This is a genomic window from Stenotrophomonas sp. HMWF003, from assembly GCF_003061285.1.
In the GTDB taxonomy this organism is placed as follows: domain Bacteria; phylum Pseudomonadota; class Gammaproteobacteria; order Xanthomonadales; family Xanthomonadaceae; genus Stenotrophomonas; species Stenotrophomonas maltophilia_AP.
On the sequence record NZ_QAIW01000087.1, the window covers coordinates 1 to 20261 of the forward strand.

The window sequence follows — 20261 nt, forward strand, 5'->3', positions numbered from 1 at the left end:
GTGTGGATGTCCAGGCCCAGGGCCTGGGCATCCGTGCGCAGCGCAGTGAGCCCGGGCTCACCGCGGGCGCAGACCGACACGCGGGCGCCCGCCGAGGCGAACGCCAGCGCCATTGCCCGCCCGATGCCCTTGCTGCCGCCGGCCACCAGTACCCGGCGGCCGGTGAAATCCAGCGATGGGGCAGCGGGCGCGTGCATCACAGGTCGAACTTGATGCCCTGGGCCAGCGGCAGCGAATCGGAGTAGTTGATGGTGTTGGTCTGGCGACGCATGTAGACCTTCCACGCATCCGAGCCGGACTCGCGACCACCGCCGGTGTCCTTCTCGCCGCCGAACGCACCGCCGATCTCCGCACCGGACGTGCCGATGTTGACGTTGGCGATGCCGCAGTCCGAGCCGGCCGCCGAGAGGAAGCGCTCGGCGACCTTCAGGTTGGTGGTGAAGATCGACGAGGACAGGCCCTGCGGCACGCCGTTCTGCATGTCGATGGCTTCGTCCAGGGTGCTGTACTTCATCACGTACAGGATCGGGGCGAAGGTTTCGTGCTGCACCACTTCATCGCTGTTCTTCAGGCCGGTGACGATGGCCGGCAGGACGAAGTTGCCGGCACGATCGATACGGGTGCCGCCGGTTTCCACGGTGCCGCCACTGGCCTTGGCCTTCTCGATCGAGGCCAGGAACTGCTGCACGGCGCCGTCGCTGTTGAGCGGGCCCATCAGGTTGGCCGGGTCGGTCGGATCGCCGATCTTGCCTTCCACCTGCTTGTACGCCTTGACCAGCGTGGCCAGCACGTCGTCATGGATGGATTCGTGCACGATCAGGCGGCGGGTGGTGGTGCAGCGCTGGCCGGCCGTGCCGACCGCGCCGAACACGATGCCCGGGATGGCCAGCTTCAGGTCGGCGGTTTCGTCCAGGATGATGGCGTTGTTGCCGCCCAGCTCGAGCAGGCAACGGCCCAGGCGGTGGGCGACCTTTTCGGCGACCTGGCGGCCCACCTGGGTGGAGCCGGTGAAGCTGATCAGCGGCACGCGCTTGTCGGCCACCATCTTCTGCGACAGCTCGGTGCCGGCGTCGTTGATCAGGAAGAAGATGTCCGGGAAGCCGGCGCCGCGCAGCGCTTCATTGCAGATGCGCATGGAGGCGATGGCGGTCAGCGGGGTCTTGTTGGACGGCTTCCAGATGCACACGTCGCCGCAGATCGCGGCCAGGAACGAGTTCCAGGCCCACACCGCGACCGGGAAGTTGAACGCGCTGATGATGCCGACCAGGCCGAGCGGCTGGTACTGCTCGTACATGCGGTGGCCGGGGCGCTCGGAATGCATGGTGTAGCCATAGAGCATGCGGCTCTGGCCCACGGCGAAGTCGGCGATGTCGATCATCTCCTGCACTTCGCCGTCGCCCTCGGGCTTGCTCTTGCCCATTTCCAGCGCAACCAGCGAGCCCAGCGCGTCCTTGTGGGCGCGCAGCGCTTCGCCGCACAGGCGCACGGCTTCGCCACGGCGCGGGGCCGGGGTGGTGCGCCATACCTTGAAGGCTTCCTGGGCGCGAGCCACGATGGTTTCGTAGTCGGCGTCGGTGGTGGCGTGGACCTGGGCGATCGCTTCGCCGGTGGTCGGGTTGACCGGGGTGATCAGACCGGCGCTGGTGGCGGTGGACCACTCGCCATTGCCGAGGTAGGTGCCAGCGTTGGTCGCGTCCAGGCCGAGGGCCTTGAGCAGATCAGAGGACATGCAAACTCCTGTTGCGTTGCGTTTGTAAGGCGCTGGCCGCTGGCAGGGTGGGGGGCGGCAAGCTGACCGCTGATGGTAGCAGAGGGGAGCGGGGCTTCCCTTGTCAGAAGCAGGGCGCCGGTGGTCAGGCGCGCCTGCCACACCCGGCGGGCTCAGAAAAGTCTTTCAAATTCAATGAAGTAAGCGATGTTGCAGCGGAGACGGGGCGCAGGCGCCGGATCGTTCAGGCGATCTGGCCCAGCGCGTGTGCATGTGCATGTACATGAGGGTGATGAGGCGACCAGGGCGGCGGGTCGCGATGCCAGCGCCAAGCACTCTCGATGATTGGTTCTAGCGCCGTCCATTGCGGCGTCCAGCCGAGCAACCGGCGTGCTTTTTCGCTGCTGGCCACCAGGCGGGCGGGGTCACCGGCACGCCGTGGCGCAACATCGTAGGGAATCTGAACGCCCGTGACGGAGGCCGCAGTTGCAATTACCTCCTGCACTGAGAACCCGTGGGCATTGCCCAGGTTGAACGTGTGCGCGCCCGCTTCGCGCCCCATGAACCCGAGTGCGAGTGCATGCGCCTGAGCAAGGTCCTGCACATGGACATAGTCGCGCACACAGGTTCCATCGGCGGTGTCGTAGTCGTTTCCAAACACTTTCAGCGCTGGGCCCTGGCCCAACGCTGCGCGAAGCACGTTGGGAATCAGGTGGGTCTCGCATGCGTGTGCTTCCCCGATGCCATGCTCCGGCAGCGCGCCTGCGGCGTTGAAATAGCGCAGCGTCACCGAGCGCAGGCCGTAAGCATGCGCTGCATCGGCTAGAAAACGCTCAGCCATCAGTTTGCTTGCACCGTATGGATTGATAGGAGACTTGGGATGCTCCTCATTGATGGCCTCGGTCATTGGGTTGCCAAAGACTGCAGCGGTGGAAGAGAACACGATCTGGCTTACGTCATGCTCACGCATGGCTTCCAGCAAATTGAGCGTGCCGGTCACGTTGTTGCTGTAGTACGGATAAGGCTCTGCGACGGATTCACCGACCAGGGACCGCGCACAGAAGTGCATCACGGCGTCGAAGCGTTGTCCGCTGAATGCGCGTTTCAAACCCACGGGGTCCATCAGGTCGGCCTCGATCAAACGGCCCCAGCGGACAGCGCCTCGATGGCCGGTGGACAGGTTGTCCAGCACAGTAACTGTGTGACCCCGCTCGGCCAGCCATTGGGCCATGTGGCTGCCGATGTAGCCGGCGCCACCGCAGATGAGAATGTTGGTAGTACTCAAGGAACAAACTCCAAGTGCGACACATCGTAGGGGGAAGGGGGCATCACAAGGATCAGTTGACAGGGAGCGCGGGTTGCTTCAGGCGCGCTCTCAAGCGCTGGTAGGCGATGACGAACAAGGCCGACGCCACGAAAGCCAACGTGACCCGGAGCGCCACATGAAGTGGAAGCTGTTTGGCCGCACCGAGGAAAATCGGATGGCACAGGTAGATCCCGAACGTTGCATTGGCCAGTGTCTGCATCACGGGCGACGCGGGGATCCGGTCTCCCCAGCGCAGTGCGGCCAGCAACACCAAGGCGGCAATCATGTGCGGCAGTGCCACGCCAGGTAAAGGAGAGAACACCCATGTGGCCGCCGCCAGCATCAATGCAACAGCAAGCGCTTGCGTACCCCACCGGGTGCTGCGGTGTAGGCCTATCAACAGCCCGATCAGCACGGCCGTGGAGGCCTGCATCCACTGCGCCAATGGATAGCCGATCTGGCGCGACCAGGGTTCCCATTGCCCGACCGTCGCCAGATTCACCACGGTTGCCGTCATTGCCAGCCAGAACAGCACCTGGCGATCGACGGAGCGCTTCACCACCGCCAGTGCTACGATCAGGGCGAAGATGAACGGGATGTACCAGAGGTGGATGCTGCTGCCGGCGAATACCCCGGCGACCCAGCCCCCGCTGTACTCCAGCGATATGAAGGGTTGATGGCGTGCAAGGTTGATGGCACCAAACACCGCAAACCAGAATGCCCACGGAATCAGCAGGCGGCGCGCCAGCGCTGCGATCCGCACACGACGTGACCAGTTGCTACCCACCTCGAACAGCATGGTGAGCATCAGGAACGCCGAGAGGCCGCTGTAGCTGATCTCGCTTCCCACCGCTTTCGAGTGGTACCAGACAATGGCGAACGCAGCCAGGGTGCGTACCAGCTCAATGCCTTGGTTGCGCCCGGAACGCTGCGTCACCGTCATCAACTGTGCAGTCACCGGCCGGCTTCCAGCGCATTCAGAAAGCGCACCCCACGGTCGGTCCAATCGAAGCATCCCTGCGTACCCGCGTAGGCATGGCTCTGCAGGCTGTTGAGGTAGTCGAAATCATCAATGCGTTCGCAGACCCCCTGTGCCAGCGCCGCCAGGTCGTTGAACTCGGCAAATGCGCTGGGTGCACCCACTCCCAGCCCGGAGACGGCGCCTTTCATGGCAAACATTGGTAGACGGTTGAAGACGTATGTCAGCAGGCGCACCTTGAACCCGCCGCCCAGGAAGTCTGCGACCACACTTGCCCGACAGGTCGCAAGGAATGCGTCGATGTCATCGACAAAGCCCATGAACCGTACGGTCGGGTAGCGGCTGGACAACGTGTCGCCAAGTGCATCATCGATCGGCCCAACCACGGCCATCTCGACGCCTGCACGATTGAAGACGGGCGCTGCATGCTCCAACCAGCGCTCCAGGATCACCTGCTTTTGACGGGATTCACGCCCGCCCAGAACGACAACGCGTCTAGGAACCGAGGCATCGATTTCGCGTTGGACCGTGCTGTTGCCCTGGTAGCCGGGGGTCAACGTGACGTACTGCACACCTGGCAACTGGGCCTTGTAGAGTGCGGCATCATCGGGATTGATCAGTGATAGCAGGTCCACCGATCGCACCAGGTCGAGCTCGGCCTTGCCCACCTTGACGCCATCCAGTTTGAGGGCAAGGCGCAGCAGCGGATTGCCGCCGTACGCTGCGTACTTCTCCACGCGCACCGAGGCTTCGTGCTCATGTGAAATGTAGGAGACGCGCGTTGCCGGAAGGCGGGCGCGGTACGCCATTACCTGGGGCAGAACATGGTATGAGCCAATGTGATCGATGACGATCACGTCCCACTCTTCCTGAAGGGCAAGTGCCACGGCCCTCGTGTAAGCAGTGGTCTGTCCGCGCCAGGCAATGTTGGGCAGGCGGGTGGCGACCGATCCCATGCGTCCCTTGCGCGGAGCGCCTGCGACGATCCACCGCACACCGTCCTTTTCGACAGGACCATCGGGCTGCACGCCATTGGTGGCAACCACTGCGGTCACGTCTGCGACGTGGGCAAACGAGATGGCCAGCCCCCTGGAGTAGCTCATGTCGCCGCCGCGCGCCGGTGCGTACGGGAAGAGACGGCTGAGGATGAGAATGCGCTTACGGCGAACGGACGACATCGTGTTGTTCCTTGGTGCAGTTGGGGGCCGGAACCGGACTGCTTACGTCCCAGTCCAGCTCGGCTGTGTCGCCGGGCTCCAGTGTGATCAACCATCCCTGCCGATCCTGCAGGTAGCGGCTGGCCCAGGACGACGCGCGGAGATCTGCGACGCGGCCCTTGCGGATCACCAGATCCACGAGGATCCCGTCTTGTGCGAACTGCAGATGGTTTCCTTCGCGCGAGACCACGTGCCAATCGGCGGAGATGAGCAAGTTGGTGCGCGGTCCGGGAAGGTTCCCGTGCCAGCGGTCGTTCACATACAGGCAACCGTTCCGCAGCGTCACACTGCGGTCTGCGATGCCATGTTTGAGATTCAGCGCCCCGGCGACGCGATGTCCGCCCACGACCGGGCCACACTCGGTCAGCTGCGCCTTGCTCATCCGGCCTACCTTGAAACAGCCGCTGTACTCGACCGGCTCGACCTCATGCCAGCCTGGACCATTGTGGCTGGCGGCCGAGCGCTCGAAACGTCTGCGCTCGCCTGTGGAGTACTGGTAAGTGCCTGGATCCACGATGAACCTTCTGCCGCGCAGATCGATCTCCACCGCCAGGAAGTCGGCGTGGCCGTGCCCGGGATTCCAGTACGGACCAATCGGACCGGCATCAAACAAGGCGAAGCACGTTTCATCCTGCAGGCGGGCGTAACCGGCATGTCGCAACACTTCAAGCGGCTGCAGTGAAGGGGGCGCCATCAATGCACCAATCGGCGGAACCTCGCCGAACCAACTGTCGTTGAACAGTGCAATCTCGCCATCCGGATGCGACATCACCGCCCACGCGTGCTCGGCCAGGGCGAGGCGCTCGCGGGCAAGTTCGCGCGTGGTGGCGTCCAGAAACGGGGTGTCCTGGAATACGCGCAAGGCCATGACGGTCAGGCCTTGGTACATGGCCGAGCGCTCGGAAAGCAGTCCGTCTTCGAGGACACAATCCAGAATGATCCGATGAACGTCGCGGTTCAGGCGCGCCGCGATCGACGTCGGAACTTCTTCGGCGTGGCTGTAGTACAGACACAGCGCCGCCAGATTGCGCTCGACGTGATTGTTCTTGAGCTCATGCTCGATGGTGTCAAGCACGAAGGCGACATCGCGGCGGAGGAACGCCTCGACGGCGGCGACCAGTGAGGGTTCGAGCGTACGCTCCTGGCGTGCGACAAGGTAGCCACTGAGTACGCTGAGTATCCGGTGCGACGCACTGTACGGGAACCAATAAGAACTGAAGCATCCGCTCACCGCGAAGCTACTGCTGGCATTGAAGCGTGTCAGGATCGCTTCGACGGCTTGGTGATGCGTGACCGTGCCGGATAGCAGCATGGGGCAGATGAACCCCAGGTGCGCGAGCTTCATCCGCCAGAGATGCAGATCCTTCTCGACGGCGATGGTGTGGTGCCAGTCGATCGCTCCGATACTGCCGAAATCCACGGATTGACCGAAGAAGGTGAAGTGGCCGCGGGCCACATCATCCATATCGTCCAGGTACTCATCACGATAGAACCGGGAGACGAACGCCACGGCCGTTCCAGTTGCTTCGGTGACGCGCGAGGCGATGGCAGGCACGCGTGTACTGAGCCGCTCAAGGCGTCGCGCGTAGGCATTGGGGAACTGCCGGGCAAGGACGTTGCGAAGCACGCGCTTGAGATGATACCCAGACATCTTCGCATCAAGCCGCGATGCGGCTTGCAAAGTTCGTAGATTGATTTCCAAAGTAGTCGTCCAGTTGCATCCGTCCTTGGAGGGCGCCGATAGAATGTCATCGGCGTCCCGTGCTTCATCGGGAGGCGATCCGCTCCAGCAGGGTGGGGTGGAGGCGCTCCAGATACCGGGTTCCGTAGTCCTGCGTGCCTGGCAGTGGACCAAGTGGTGCGAACGTTGTGGTGGGACGCGTCGCCAAGCCCTCAGGACCTGCGCCCTGGATCAGCAGCGTCAGTTCGTTCAGATGGGCGATGAAGTCGGGTGACAGATACTGCGGCTGTCCGCCCCTTATCTCGCGTGCCATCTCGGCAATGCCGACGAACTTGTCCTGCGCGTAAACCTCCTTGCGACGGACCCATTCCTTGACGCGGGCTCGTAGGGAAGAACGCACCGATTGGTCTCTTTCCACCGCGTCGGACTTCCAGTTCCGTACCAGTCGCATGCGGCGACCGCCGATGCCGAACAGCCTGCCCAACAGCCGGCTGTTGCGCAGCACCTGCAGCTTGCGCGCACTCAGGCTGCCTTTTGAATAGCGCTCCAGGTGGACCGGGGAACGGTACTGGCGGTAGCTATCGGTAGATACCTCTCCTTCAGTGCCGATCACGCGCATGCGATGGTCGCGGGGCGCCACCACGCTGCAGGTGATTCGGGCCGATGCGCCATTGGCGAACGTCAGACAAGCAACCGAATAGTCCGGCGTCCCCGAGCGGCCGGGCACGGCTGCTGCCTTGGTCTCGATCAGCTCATTGGCGTAGGCGGTAACCGCCGTTGCGGGGCCCAGCAAGCCACAGATCCAGACGAGGTGATAGCCCACGTGCTCAAAGGTGCAGCCTTCAAGGATCTCCTCCTCAAGTGGCCATGGGGCACCCGTGGGACTTCTTACCTTCTCGAACTCCATCAGGTGGATGGGGTTGTCATCCAGCTCGGCGTACACCAGAAGCGGTTTCCCGATCGCGCCGTCGCCGACTGCCTTGAACAGCGTCCTCACCGAGTCGCTGTAGATATTGCAGGGCGCGCCGTACATGCGCACGCCGTTGGTCGCGGCGATGGCGAACAGTTCCTGGGTTTCCTGCAGATCCCGGGTTATGGGCTTCTCACTGTAAACGTGCTTTCCAGCCATCAATGCGCGACGGCTCACGTCGAAATGCGCGCCGATATTGGTCAGGTTCACTACGATATCCACCCGGACATCCTTCAACAGGGCGTCCAGCGAGGCATAGCGCTCAAGGCCATAGTAGGCACACACGCGGTCCATCCGATCGGCTTTGAGATCGAAGACGCCCACGATGGCCAGCTCCGGATGAGCCCTGACCGTCCGCATATAGATGTCGAAGACAAACCCGCAGCCCACGATTGCAATGTTCACGATTCAGCTTCCACGTTGCGGTCAAACAGGTGTGCTGGCGGTCAGGCCAGCGGCCCGCGCAGCGACCTTCATATTGGAGATCCTGGTGGTGCCGACCAGGATAGTGGCGATACGGGGATCATCGTGCAGCTCCTGGATGCGTGCCGTGGCGTACGCCGAGGGATCCTGCGCGGCGGCAATCGCGCTCTGGCCACCCAGAATTTCACGGGCAATCACCTTCACGCCCTGTCGGAAGGCTTGCGCCAGCACCCGATCGTAATCGTGGGCACCGGGATGGAGCGGAAGCTGCAGGGCGCCTACCCGCGGATCCGCCAGCGCAGCCACGGCCGTGCCGACGTCATCGACCGATACGCCAACAACACGGATCTTGCCGGCCTGCTGGGCGTTGTGCAGCGCCTGAATGGCTTCTCCATCGCCCAGCGCGCTTCCCTGCGGGCTGTGCAACAGGTAGACATCGATCGCGTCGCGTCGCAGTCGACGCAGACTGCCGTCGATTGCCGCAGAAATGAAGCCGATGTCCCAGCGCGTGGGCAGCGGCTGACTACGCAGACTGCTTACGCCGTTTCGTGCCGCGTTGGATCGGCGTGCGGCGAGCCGGATCAGGCCTTTTACCGGTACCAGCATGCGCTTGGAGAAGGGCAGATACTTGCCTCCCTTGGTGCACACCAGGCAGTCACTGCGGTTACCGATAACGTTGCCTAATAGCCGCTCGCTATCGCCCTGGCCATATACGTTGGACGTATCGAAGAATCGATAGCCCTCCTCCAAAGCGGCGGCAAGCAGGCGGGTGGCATCTGAACCAGCCACCCCGTTGACCGATCCGAGTCGGCTGCATCCCAGGCCCAACCGGGCGGGCGGCGTGCGGGAATCATCGTGCATGCGTTGCTCCCGGCGCCACTGCAGCGCCACCCAGGTCCGGAACGGGGGTCTCAGGTTCGGCATCCGCGCGAGGCGGAATACAGAATATCGCCAGTGCGAACCAGGAGATCGGATCGACGAATGCCGCACCGGCGTACCATACAATCCACGCACACACGATCGCCCGGAACGGAAGGGCCACCCCCATCGTGCGCAGCAATGCCTTGGTCAGGGCCATGAACAGGAGGCCGCCGACTGCCCCCATGTAGATCCACTGCCACCAAAATCCGTTCGACATCAGATCGTTCGCCCGCAGCGTCGGGTCTGCGAACCAGGGGAACAGAGCGAAAGCACCCTTGTTGAGCCAGTTGCTGTCGATGATCGGGCGCGCAGCCTCTGCATTACCGACACCTACGCCCAGCAACGGGTAGCGCTCCAGAACGTCGATGCCGACGCTTGGTCCCACGGCGATGCGTCCAAAGAAGCTGCCAGTGGCACCGTGATCACCGAGCGCCAGCTTGCTGAGGGCGGCGAGCTGGGTCATATACGACTGCGCGATCAGCGTCGAAACCAGCGCGCCGCCCAGAAGGAACAGGACCAATGCACGCCCCTTCTTTGTCCGCGGCCAGTACATCCACGTGGCGATGGCGGCCATGAAGAACACGATGATCATGCTGGGACAGACCAGGTAGGTAACCGCCAGCATGAGCAGGCCATTCCTCACCGCGTGCGGCTTCCCCGCCGAGCGCATGCTGAGGATAGCCATGGTGCACAGGCAGAGCAGCGTCGTGGCCAGGAACGAGGGTTCGGTGGCCATGACCTTGGGCCGGATCTGGCCATACATGAGCTGATCGCGCTCGACGCCGTTGTACACGCCACGGCCAGATGCGGAGTAGATCGCCTGACTGATGGCCTCGAAAACCTCTCGCAAGGCGACAAATTCAAGAAGTGCAAGCAGCACAAAGAACAGCCACAGGCGCGTGGAAAGCCTGGCGAGCCGTGCTGGCTCAACGGTAGTTACCAGCGCGGCAACGGCGAGCATGAGCGTCATCGACACCAACAACTGGATGCTGCCCTTGTATGTCTCAAACACTGCGGAGGTGGACAGGAAAGGGAAGTTCAGGATGGGAGCAAGGACCAGTGCCGCAGCAAGCAGAAGCATCAGCGGTAGCGCCTTGAGAAGCGCCCTGTGATACAGCGCTGCAAGCGCGGCGCCGGCTGCCAGGCAGATGAACTGGGGAACCAGTACGCTGCCGCCGCTGTAGATGGACAGTCTGAGATGTGCGCCGACGAAGAACGCAATCAGCAGAGCCAGCCCCACTGTCGAGCGGCTGAAGCTTCCATGTGCGTTGGGCGTTGCGTAGACGTGATTCATGATGACGTAATCAATTTAAGTGCGTCGTGCGACGAGAGGAAATCACCGGCCATTCTCCCCCACAGATGGTGTGCGAAGGTGGCCGAAAGAAGGGTCGCGGACAGGGCCAGCAGGTTCCACGGCTGTACGGCGCCGGCACTCGACCAGGCGGGGGCCGGACGGTTGAATATGGCAGGCAGAATGTCGCCGATGGCCTTGCCGGCGAGGATGCCAATCACTGCCGCAGTCGGTCCATACTGGCTGCCAAGAAGGTAAGCCAGCGCAGGAGACAGGATGCCGGTGAGCAGCTGTCCGCCGATGTTCGCATTGATGGTGCCGTGCGCTATTCCCCAGAAGTAAGAGGGTGCACAGAGGATGTTGATCAGCCAGCAGACCGAGATCATCGCGACCAGCAACATGAACTCGCTCGAGTATGCCTGCAGCCACAGAACGGACACCAATGGCGCCACGCCAATGGCTGCGATCATGAGCGATCCTCCTGCGAGGGCGGCGACGCGATTGCTCTTGATGAAGAGCGCGCTGCTTGCCGTGGAATCCCGCTGAGAGAGCTCGGCAAAGGCAGGCACGAGGTTCTGGAGTGCCATGATCGCGACTGTCCGGATCTGATAGACCATTCGATATGCCATCTCGAAGATGCCGACGGATGCGGGGCCTGCCACTGCTCCAAGGACCAGTTTGGAGAGGGGCTCAAACAGAAGGTTGGCGATCGTACCGATCTGCAGCTTTGCGCCAAAGCCGAACAGCTCCTTCAAGACCAGACCTGAGAAGCGGGGAGGACCCAGTATGGCGCGGGACTTGCGCGCGAACATGGCCGACGCCGCAATGGTAAAGAGGTATTGGGCAGACTGTGCCCAGGCGAGTCCGAGCAACCCGTGTGACTTGACCAGGAGATAGGACGCGACCACCTGGATGATCATGCCCCCAATGGAGGAAAGGGCGCGCAAATCCGACCGTTGAATGCCGAGTAGCGTGGCGGCCAGTCCCGCATTGATGTTGAGCAGCCAGAAGGTGAACAGCGCCCAGGGTAGCAGTTGCCGGGCTGCGGTCAGCTCCACGCCGCTCAGAGCAAAGCCCAGCGCGGCATTCAATGGCAGCCACCCGAGAAGCGCGATGACCGCCATGAGAATGGCGATGGTGGAAAGCGCTGTCCAGAAGTAGAGCGAGACCTGGACATGGTCCTGTCGCCCACGTGCAGCGGCAATGAACCTGGACAGGCCAGCAGCGATGCCGACGTCGGCTATCCGTCCGAATGCGGTAGTGGCAAGCACTATCGACCAGACGCCAAGCATGGCGACGCCAAGCTCAGCGACGACGCTTCGGTAGATGATGAACAGTCCCAGTCCACCAACGACGACTTCGGCCGCTGAGAAAAGAGAGTTTCGCTTCAGGTTCAATGGGTGTGGTCTCTTTGCTTCCCGTGCAATGACGGCAGATCTGTTTCGATGTGCGGATCAGTCTGCAATGCCACGCGACGTGCTCTCGAGGTCAGATGGCAGGGCAGGGCAGGTCAAGCGCGTGCGCGTGTGAAGACAAACTTTCCCTTGAGCCTCAAGGCGGGCTTCTCCACCAGATACCAGGAGAGAATTGCCGGCAGAAGCGTGGCGGGAAGGCTTGCGAGGGAATTCTGCAAAGGACTCCACTGTGGAAAGGCGTACGCGAATACCTGTTGGACAGGAAACGCGTAGATGTACACGCCGTAGCTGACATCGGGCATTGTTTTCGCCCAGTCAAGCGAGGGCATTGGCGCGAAGGCAATCTTGAAGCAGGTGACCGCAATCGCCGCGATGAGGGCGGGCTGGAACAGGGGGGTCGGCCATAGGACCGCTGCGGCCAGGTACACGCCCAGGAGCATCCCCCATGAAACAGGCATGCCATCGCGGTAGCGAGCGAAGAACATGCCAAGCAGAAACGCGAAACCCAGCCGATGGAACTTGGCGGCACTGTTTCCGTCAAAGAGCGCTGATTGGGTGACATTCGTCAGCTGCGCATGGGCAATGAACGCCAGATACCCTGCAACGGCGACTACTGCAAACAGCCGGAACCAGCGCTCGCGGGAAAAAACTCCGCTGACGCTGAGAGCGATGACCAGGATGTAGCAGGTGAACTCGAATCGCAGGGTCCATAGTGACCCATTGATCACGCCGGCCAACGGGTTGCCCAGGAATACCCCGGGCAGTTCGTAGCGAGGCATGTACATGATCGCGTTGCCGAGGATGTACTCCCACGTTTCGGACGTTCCCAGGTAGTCCATCAGGGAAAGTGCCGAGATTGACGAAAGTGCCAACGTTGTAATGATGAGCATGGCCCAGAGCCCCGGAAGGATCCGAAGGCAGCGGGCGGCCATGTAATCGGCAGCAGAAGGCGTGCGAAGCGACGACTTGTATATGAGGTACCCGCTCATGGAGAAGAACGCAGACACGGCAACCCAACCGGCGGAATAGCCGATTCCGGCGCTCAGCGGATCATGCAGCCCCGAGGTGATGTCATAGGCATGCGAAAAGATGACGGATGATGCCGCGACCAACCGAAGCAGGTTGAAGTTGTTGTCAAGATGTGGCGAGATGCTCACGACACGGCTCCGCTAGGGTTGCTTCTTGGTAAAGAGGCGATCGACTTTCCGCGCAAGCAAGAACGTATTGTTCAGTACGGGCCACTTCCACTTCAGCAACAACAGCAGCTGGATCAGATTGAGCCGCGCAACGCGAAGCCGTGAAGCCTTCCATGCGCTGCGGGGAAGGTGAGCCTTCAGGGCCTGCGACAGAGGCAATAGCGGCAGGAACCAGGACAGGCGTCCGACCAGGCCCGTATCGCGTACGAAATGACGGTCATAGCGCTCGAAGTACTTTCCTGGCGCATGCCCGCTGCGCAGAAGCTGCACGCCGTCGACCTGCAGGTGGTTGCCGTGAAGCATGCTCAGGCAGACCACCAGCCAATCGTAGCCAAACATGTTCAGTCCGGCCGGATAGCTGGCCTGGAGTGCCTTGGTGCGGTACACGCCGTAAAGCCGGGCGCTGTCGCGCGGATTGTGCAGGTAGGTGCGCACCCGCTCGTCGGGCGTGCCGACGATGGGAAACGTACCGCGTGCACGGCGTACATCGCCATCGGGGTAACGGAAGTTCACCTCGGTGCAGCATGCCACCGCATCGGGGTTGACGTCGAGCTGGGCGATACACAGCTCGGCGAACCGCGGCGACCAGATATCGTCGTCCGCTGCCCACATGTAGTACTCGCTGTCCGCAGACATCAGTACGCCGCGAAAGTTATCGCTTTGGGGAATGGTCTGCGGGTGTCGCACGTGTCGCACGCGAGGGTCACGGGCCGCGTACTCGGCGCAGATCTCGCTGGTGCCGTCGGTCGACCCATTGTCGTGGATCAACAGGACGAAGTCCGTGTAGGTCTGCCCGATAAGGCTGTCGATACAACGGCGTGCAATGTCCACGCCGTTGTAGATGATAAGACCGATGGTCAGGCGCGGCGTCATGGCATGGCCTTGAGCAGAAGCTGGCTCATCAATCCGCGGGCAAAGTCGTCAATGGACTGACGAGCCGTGGTCGGCTGCAGGGTGGATGCGTACTCAAAACCATCTCCGGCCTGCGGTCCGTTTGGCTGCTGACGCTCGACGATACAGCTACCCGCGGCCAGCTCATCGGAGATGGCAGCGCACCGCTGGGCGAACTCGAACACCGTGCAGGACATGGCCCCAACGGGATTGACTACCTGCCAGACAGAAGGTGAGGCATCCAGCCAGCGCCGTACGCTGTCCGCGATGTCGTCGGTTCCCACGAAGTTGCGTCGCTGCTGTCCGGTCGAGCGGATGACGATGCGACGATCCAGTACCGCTTCGCGTGGGAAGGAGAAGGGAATCAGTGTCCAACGACGGAATGCGTCAAGGTCCCCCAGGTTGCCGAACACGGCGCATGGCCGGAATGCGGCGGCGGTCACTGCACCCTGTGCATACCGTCGAAAGACCTGTTCGGTGGCGTAGTGCGAGATCGCATAGTCCGATACCGGGTTCGGCGGTGAGCGCTCGTCGATGTGGCCCAGCATCGGACCGTACACATGTGCCGAGGAAATGTAGGCAAGACGCGTGGCGCCCGCCGCAACGGCCTGACGCGCCAGCGCACCCGCGCCGAACATGGCCATTCTGGCCGCACGGACGGGATCTTCGCGGAAGTCCTCGTCGACGATGCCGGCGCAGTGGACCAGGGCATCTGCCGCCGGCAGCGCCACTGAGTTCAGTCCGTCCACGTCAGCCAGGTCGAGGCGTACGTCCGCGCGCGCGCTGCGGCCGAGGGTGATTACCTCGTTGTCCTGGGAGAGATTCCTGTGCACGGCCTGTCCAATGAGGCCGCTGGCGCCGGTGAGCAGAATGCGCATTTCAGCTCCGCGGGAATGGGGTGTTGGTGACGCCGGCATCCAGGTGCCATGCTGGGTCGAAGTCCGGAGCGGCAGCGTCCTTCTCGGAGATCGAAAGCGGCGCGTGAGGGAACTCCACGCCGAAACGCGGGTCGTTCCAGCGGACACAGCGCTCGTTCTTGCCGTTGTATGCCGCACTGACGAAATAGAGCATTTCGACATCGTCGGTGAGCGACATGAAGCCGTGGGCGCAGCCGCGGGGAACATACATCATCCGGCGGTTTTCCGCGCTCAGTTCTGCGCCGAACCACTTGCCGAAGCTGGGCGAGTCCGGGCGTAGGTCCAGCACGACGTCGTACAGGCTGCCGGCCGTGCATTTGACAACTTTCACCTCGGCAGAGTCGCCGAGCTGATAGTGGAGGCCGCGCAGGGTGTGACGCGCTCGGGTGAACGAGGTGTTGAACTGCAGAAAGTTCGTCTCCAGTCCATGCGCTGCGAACTCGTCTTGACAGAAGAGGCGCGAGAAGAAGCCGCGATCATCGCTGCGGGGCTCCAGATCGATCAGGTACACGCCATCCAGCGGGGCGGGGGTGAACTTCATGGTGTCGTTTCCTTTCCGGAGGCGCGCTCAGCGCGTCGCCAGTCCTTCGTATTCATCGATCTGGGCAAGGGTGAGGGCGGTCGCATCCTGCCCTTGGTGCTGCCGGATGTACCAGTCAGCAGACCATTCGACGGCTTGGCGCCCGGTCAGGCGTGGATGCCAGCCGAGCACGCGGGTGGCCAGCGAGGCGTCCAGGGTCAACATCGTCATCTCCACCGGATTGTCACCGTCGTCGAGACGCCATGTTTCGCGCATGCCCAGTGCCTGCCCGAGCGTTTCAGTGACTGCCTGAACACTCATTGGGGAGTCTGTCGCGGGCGCGAGGTTCAGTGCATTGGGGAGCGCCACGGTGCCCTCCGATGCCAGTGCCTCGACGTAATCCAGATAGCCGGACACCGGGTCCAGGACATGCTGCCACGGCCGGGTACTGCCGGGGTTGCGCAAGGTCACTGGCTGGCCGGCGAGCATGGCGCGCCAGATGTCGGGGATCAGGCGATCCTCCGACCAGTCGCCGCCGCCGACCACGTTGCCGGCACGCGCCGTGACCACGCGGATCCCGGCCTCTTCGAAGTAGCTCTGCCGGTAACAGGAGACCAGTTCCTCGCACGCCGCCTTGGAGCTGGAGTAGGGGTCGTGACCGCCCAGTGGATCGGTTTCAATGAACGGACGGCCGGAGTCGTCGTTCAAATAGACCTTGTCCGTGGTGACGACGAGGATCGCGCGCAGATGGGGGGCGCGGCGAAGCGCGTTCAGCACGTGCAGCGTACCCATGACATTGACGTCGTAGGTTTCTGCCGGCTCCCGATAGGAGCGACGGACCAGGGGTTGGGCCGCCATATGGATCGCCACCGTAGGGTCGCAGGCATCCACCGCACGCTGTAGTGCGAGAGGTTCGCGGATGTCGCCGATGGTGGAGGTCATGCCCTTGGCGTTGCCGATCAGGTCATGCAGATTGGGGGTGGTCTCGGGCGCCAGCGAGTAGCCGTGCACCTGCGCGCCCATGCGGGCCAACCAGAGCGCGGTCCAACTGCCCTTGAAGCCGGTGTGCCCGGTCAGGAATACGCGTTGCTTGCTCCAAAAATCACGGTTCGGCATATGCTTAGTCCCACATCTTCCACGGGGCCTTGCCGGCGTCCCAAAGCGCTTCCAGGGACTGTTTGTCCCGGAGCGTGTCCATGGGCTGCCAGAAGCCCTTGTGCTCGAAGGCGGCGAGCTCACCGTCGCGTGCGAGGCCTTCCAGCGGCTCGCGTTCCCAGATCGTGCTGTCACCCGCGATCCTGTCGATGACGCGAGGGTGCAGGACGAAGAACCCACCGTTGATCTGCGCACCGTCACCGGCCGGCTTTTCGGTGAACTCGGTGACCTTCCCGTCCTGGATGACCGTGGCGCCAAAGCGGCCCGCAGGGCGTACCGACGTCAGCGTGGCGTCCTTGCCATGGGCGTTGTGGAATGCCAGCAGCGAGCTGATGTCGATGTCGGCAACGCCATCGCCGTAGGTCATGCAGAACGGCTCATCCTTGTCGAGGTACTCCCGAACACGGCGCAGTCGGCCGCCGGTCATCGACTCGGTGCCGGTATCCACGAGGTGAACCTTCCACGGTGGGAGCTGCGAATCACCATTGAACTCCAGTGAACGCTTGGCTATGTCGACGGTGATCGAGGAGTTGTGCAAGGCGTAGTTCGCGAAGAACTCCTTCACGTAGTAACCCTTGTACCCCAGGCACACGATGAACTCGTTGATGCCATGGGCCGAGTAGATCTTCATGATGTGCCAGAGGATAGGATGGCCGCCGACCTCAACCATCGGCTTCGGTCGCACGGCCGTCTCTTCGGCCAAACGCGTTCCCAATCCACCCGCGAGGATGACTGCTTTCATGCTTTCTCCTGGAAAATTCTCGACAAATCGTGTGGTGCAGCTGTGTTGCTTCCGTGCGGCAGCTTGTATCCGTGCAGCTCTCACGTGCGGGATTTTCGCACCGTCGCTGCCTTCCTGCCGGGCATGCTGCCCGGTTTCAACGAGACTTTGCCGGATTCCATACCGCGAATGTCTGCCCCCGCACTGCACGCGCGACCCCCTGCAACGTGGCCAGCATCGCGAGCACGACCTCCACAAGTGAGGAGAGTGGTCCCCTGGTCATCTTGGTGCCCACGATCGCCACGGCGATGAGCACGAGCACGCTCACCATCCCAAGCAAGGGCCAGAGCAGGCTGAGGGCTACCACGCCGGCCGCTGCACCCGCCAACAGGAAGGCCCCGCCGAACCAGCGCAACGTCTTGTGCGAGAAGTAGCGGAATCGGTTGTCGGACGTCAGTTGGCGTCGCTTTGGAGCCAGAACTGCGTGGGTGTGAAACGCGCGCGCGGAAATGCGCACCTTGCGCGCAAATTCGTCGGCACGCACCGAAACCAGTTGCTCATAGGCAACGACATCGTTGCACTTGATCAACCGCAAGCCCCTGAAGACAACTTCCATCGAGACGGTGAAGTCGTCGAGCACGGTATCGGGAAAACTGGGATACAGCGCTGTGCGGATTGAGAAGATGGAGCCATCGGCGCCCATCACGCTGCCGCTACGGGACTCAAGGTCCTTGATCTTCTCTTCCAGCCGCCAATAGAGCCCGCCCACAGCAGCGGTCGCCGATCCATCTGCGCCCAGATAATGGAGGGCACCGCAGACGCCGCCAACCTCTTGGTCGGCATAGCATGCGAAGAGCGCGCGGGGTGCCTGGAGATCCAGCAGCACATTGGCGTCGGTAAAGATGAGATAGCGGGACGTTGCCTGGCCGGCCATCAGCTTCATGCCGTGCGCCTTTCCGTTCCTGCCGCCGCCACGCACCAGCGTGACGAACGGCGCGCCCTGCGCGATCAGGTCGGCGGTGCCATCGGCAGAGCCGTCGTCGAAGGCCATGAACTGCATCGCCGGGTACTGCCGGCGCAGTTCCCTGAGATTGGCCAGCTTCTGTGGCATGGCGGACGCTTCGTTGTAGGCGCAGAACAACAGAGTGAAGTCAGCGCCATCTCCGCAGTCCGATGGTCCCAGGCGAACGGGCCGGGCCTTCGACGCAGCGAGTACGGCAGGGTAGATGAGGTAGGGATACATCACTGCCAGAATGCAGCTGACGGTGAACAGGATGAGCAGGGTAATGAGCATGTCGGGCAATAAAGGGGCGTTGGCAGGCCGGTCGATACATCGAAAGGACTCGCGCAGCAAGGCACCGTGAGGTGTGGCACCTCTGTCGGCAAGTGCGGCGCGGCAGATTTCTCAGTATGCGTTCTTGTGCACGAATCCCTTGAATAGAGTCATGAAAACGATCTTGAGATCAAACCAAAGCGACCAGTTCTCAATGTAGAAGAGGTCGCATTCGATGCGCTTCTGCAGATCCGTAGAGCCACGCCATCCGTTCACCTGGGCCCAGCCGGTGATGCCGGCCTTGACCATGTGCTTCTTCATATAGGCCGGGATTTCATTCTTGAACTGGTGCACGAAGACCGGGCGTTCCGGGCGCGGCCCAACGATGGACATATCGCCGAACAGGACATTGATGAACTGGGGGAGCTCGTCCAGGCTGGTTTTGCGAAGCAGGCTGCCGATGCGCGTGGCGCGACTCTCCCCCGATCTGGCCCACACCGCGCCGGTGGATTGTTCGGCGTCCACGGGCATGGAGCGGAATTTCAGCATCCAGAACGTCTTGTTGTTCCAGCTCATACGCTCTTGTCGATAGAACACCGGGCCGGGCGAGCTGATCTTCACGGCGGCTGCGATGGCAAGCATGATCGGGGAGATGATCAGCAGGATCAGCGCGGCGAGCACGCGGTCCTCGACTGCCTTGAGAAGCCGGGCACCGCCTTGGAGGGGCGTCTGCTGCAGATTGATCACGGGCAGGCCGGCGACCTGTTCCACGGAATGGTTCATGAGGTGCAGGCCGAACATGTCCGGCACGAACTTCACGTCGGCCGTGGAATGCTGCAGCTGATTCAGGGCAGCGGTGATCTGCGCCTCATCGCGCATGGGAAGTGCAATCCAGACCTGGTCGATCTGTTGGGTTTCGACGAAGCTTCCCAGCCCCTCAATGCTGCCCAATGCAGCCACCCCGTCCAGGGTGCAGCGGTCGGATTCGGCAGCAAACCAGCCGCTGACCGTGATGCCGGTCCAGCTGTTGTCCCGCAGGGTGTTGATGATGTGCTGGGCATCAGGATTTGCGCCGACAATCACTGCACTGCGCAGGTCCATTCCCCGCGATCGCACCCAGGCCGAGCCGATCCGGATCAGCACACGCAGCGTCATGACACCGGCCAGGCTTGCTGCAAACCAGGTGGCCAGCCACAGGCGAGACAGCTCGTCGGTGACCTGGATCGCCGTTGTGTACGCCACCAGGGCGCAAAAAATAATGACCCACTTCAACAGCAACTGGGCAAATTCGGCGACCAGTCCGCGCCCACGCCAGCTGCCGTAGAGCCTGGAGGCTCCCAGGACCAGCACGGCAAACAAAGACGTAATGGCCACCAGCCGCCAGTAGTCGACGGGCATGTGGAAATGCCCGAAACGCCACGCATACGCGACGAAGGCGCCGGCAATGAGAAGAAGCGGGTCCCCCAGGCGAAGAATGAGCCCAAGCGCGGTGCCAAAACGGCCGGCCGCGATGTTCCAAAGCCCTGAGTGGTGGCGTGACGGCGCGATCCACATGTTCTGATCTTCCTTGATTGAAGTGGCGACGCCTGGCAGCCCAGCTTCTCGGGCCGCTCCTGCAAACAGCATGCCGGTTTGAAGGCGCGTAACGTGACGGCGGTTGCAAAATCGATCAGCTAT

Annotated in this window: 18 protein-coding genes; all 18 read right to left on the minus strand. The window is 62.4% G+C overall.

The genetic code is table 11. The features are described from left to right. Nucleotides 1-197 (minus strand): SDR family NAD(P)-dependent oxidoreductase (locus tag DBR34_RS03445; RefSeq protein ID WP_128095710.1); only part of this gene is annotated, 197 nt, incomplete at its 3' end. Further along, the gene (locus DBR34_RS03450) at nt 197-1729 is read right to left on the minus strand and encodes an aldehyde dehydrogenase family protein (protein WP_128095711.1); all 1533 of its coding nucleotides are present in this window, start codon (nt 1727-1729) and stop codon (nt 197-199) included. The genes DBR34_RS03445 and DBR34_RS03450, both read right to left, overlap by 1 nt. A gap of 223 nt (nt 1730-1952) precedes the next feature. Then, nucleotides 1953-2993 (minus strand): UDP-glucose 4-epimerase GalE, encoded by a 1041-nt coding sequence (gene galE, locus DBR34_RS03455; RefSeq protein ID WP_128095712.1) that lies wholly within the window; start codon nt 2991-2993, stop codon nt 1953-1955. Nucleotides 2994-3045: 52 nt separating this feature from the next. Beyond that, on the minus strand, nt 3046-3972 hold the full coding sequence (locus tag DBR34_RS03460) for an acyltransferase family protein (protein WP_128095713.1): 927 nt from the start codon (nt 3970-3972) through the stop codon (nt 3046-3048). After that, the gene (locus DBR34_RS03465; protein ID WP_128095714.1) at nt 3969-5171 is read right to left on the minus strand and encodes a glycosyltransferase; all 1203 of its coding nucleotides are present in this window, start codon (nt 5169-5171) and stop codon (nt 3969-3971) included. The genes DBR34_RS03460 and DBR34_RS03465 overlap by 4 nt, the downstream gene beginning before the upstream one ends. Next, nucleotides 5152-6912 (minus strand): heparinase II/III-family protein, encoded by a 1761-nt coding sequence (locus tag DBR34_RS03470; RefSeq protein ID WP_128095715.1) that lies wholly within the window; start codon nt 6910-6912, stop codon nt 5152-5154. The genes DBR34_RS03465 and DBR34_RS03470 overlap by 20 nt, the downstream gene beginning before the upstream one ends. 64 nt (nt 6913-6976) lie before the next feature. Beyond that, a complete protein-coding gene (locus DBR34_RS03475; protein WP_128095716.1) occupies nt 6977-8266 on the minus strand; it encodes a Gfo/Idh/MocA family oxidoreductase in 1290 nt (429 codons plus the stop codon). Nucleotides 8267-8287: 21 nt separating this feature from the next. Then, nucleotides 8288-9145, minus strand: a complete 858-nt coding sequence (locus DBR34_RS03480; RefSeq protein ID WP_181393888.1) for an aldo/keto reductase — start codon at nt 9143-9145, stop codon at nt 8288-8290. Beyond that, a complete protein-coding gene (locus DBR34_RS03485) occupies nt 9135-10499 on the minus strand; it encodes a hypothetical protein (protein ID WP_128095718.1) in 1365 nt (454 codons plus the stop codon). Before DBR34_RS03485 ends, DBR34_RS03480 begins: the two co-directional genes overlap by 11 nt. Further along, the gene (locus DBR34_RS03490; protein ID WP_128095719.1) at nt 10496-11893 is read right to left on the minus strand and encodes an oligosaccharide flippase family protein; all 1398 of its coding nucleotides are present in this window, start codon (nt 11891-11893) and stop codon (nt 10496-10498) included. The genes DBR34_RS03485 and DBR34_RS03490 overlap by 4 nt, the downstream gene beginning before the upstream one ends. Nucleotides 11894-12006: 113 nt before the next feature. Continuing rightward, nucleotides 12007-13068 carry an acyltransferase gene (locus DBR34_RS03495; protein WP_128095720.1) on the minus strand — a complete coding sequence of 354 codons (1062 nt, stop codon included), beginning with the start codon at nt 13066-13068 and terminating at the stop codon, nt 12007-12009. A gap of 12 nt (nt 13069-13080) precedes the next feature. Continuing rightward, on the minus strand, nt 13081-13980 hold the full coding sequence (locus DBR34_RS03500) for a glycosyltransferase family A protein (protein ID WP_128095721.1): 900 nt from the start codon (nt 13978-13980) through the stop codon (nt 13081-13083). Then, nucleotides 13977-14876 carry an NAD(P)-dependent oxidoreductase gene (locus DBR34_RS03505; protein WP_128095722.1) on the minus strand — a complete coding sequence of 300 codons (900 nt, stop codon included), beginning with the start codon at nt 14874-14876 and terminating at the stop codon, nt 13977-13979. The genes DBR34_RS03500 and DBR34_RS03505 overlap by 4 nt, the downstream gene beginning before the upstream one ends. A gap of 1 nt (nt 14877) precedes the next feature. Next, the gene (rfbC, locus tag DBR34_RS03510; RefSeq protein ID WP_128095723.1) at nt 14878-15456 is read right to left on the minus strand and encodes a dTDP-4-dehydrorhamnose 3,5-epimerase; all 579 of its coding nucleotides are present in this window, start codon (nt 15454-15456) and stop codon (nt 14878-14880) included. Between the two features lie 27 nt (nt 15457-15483). Next, nucleotides 15484-16551 (minus strand): CDP-glucose 4,6-dehydratase, encoded by a 1068-nt coding sequence (rfbG, locus tag DBR34_RS03515; RefSeq protein ID WP_128095724.1) that lies wholly within the window; start codon nt 16549-16551, stop codon nt 15484-15486. A gap of 4 nt (nt 16552-16555) precedes the next feature. After that, complete coding sequence (rfbF, locus tag DBR34_RS03520; RefSeq protein ID WP_128095725.1) at nt 16556-17332, minus strand: glucose-1-phosphate cytidylyltransferase; 777 nt, start codon at nt 17330-17332, stop codon at nt 16556-16558. A gap of 136 nt (nt 17333-17468) precedes the next feature. Beyond that, nucleotides 17469-18605, minus strand: coding sequence for a glycosyltransferase (locus DBR34_RS03525; RefSeq protein ID WP_128095726.1), 1137 nt, complete (start codon nt 18603-18605; stop codon nt 17469-17471). Nucleotides 18606-18716: 111 nt separating this feature from the next. Further along, a partial coding sequence (locus DBR34_RS03530) for an undecaprenyl-phosphate glucose phosphotransferase (protein WP_258223639.1) occupies nt 18717-20261 on the minus strand: 1545 nt, incomplete at its 5' end.

Bases quoted from the DNA above. Each gene is read 5' to 3' on its own strand.
- DBR34_RS03525 (WP_128095726.1), bottom strand. From the start codon at position 18,605: ATGCTCATTACCCTGCTCATCCTGTTCACCGTCAGCTGCATTCTGGCA.
- DBR34_RS03465 (WP_128095714.1), bottom strand. From the start codon at position 5,171: ATGTCGTCCGTTCGCCGTAAGCGCATTCTCATCCTCAGCCGTCTCTTC.
- rfbF (WP_128095725.1), bottom strand. From the start codon at position 17,332: ATGAAAGCAGTCATCCTCGCGGGTGGATTGGGAACGCGTTTGGCCGAA.
- DBR34_RS03450 (WP_128095711.1), bottom strand. From the start codon at position 1,729: ATGTCCTCTGATCTGCTCAAGGCCCTCGGCCTGGACGCGACCAACGCT.
- DBR34_RS03500 (WP_128095721.1), bottom strand. From the start codon at position 13,980: ATGACGCCGCGCCTGACCATCGGTCTTATCATCTACAACGGCGTGGAC.
- rfbG (WP_128095724.1), bottom strand. From the start codon at position 16,551: ATGCCGAACCGTGATTTTTGGAGCAAGCAACGCGTATTCCTGACCGGG.
- DBR34_RS03485 (WP_128095718.1), bottom strand. From the start codon at position 10,499: ATGAATCACGTCTACGCAACGCCCAACGCACATGGAAGCTTCAGCCGC.
- DBR34_RS03505 (WP_128095722.1), bottom strand. From the start codon at position 14,876: ATGCGCATTCTGCTCACCGGCGCCAGCGGCCTCATTGGACAGGCCGTG.
- DBR34_RS03480 (WP_181393888.1), bottom strand. From the start codon at position 9,145: ATGCACGATGATTCCCGCACGCCGCCCGCCCGGTTGGGCCTGGGATGC.
- rfbC (WP_128095723.1), bottom strand. From the start codon at position 15,456: ATGAAGTTCACCCCCGCCCCGCTGGATGGCGTGTACCTGATCGATCTG.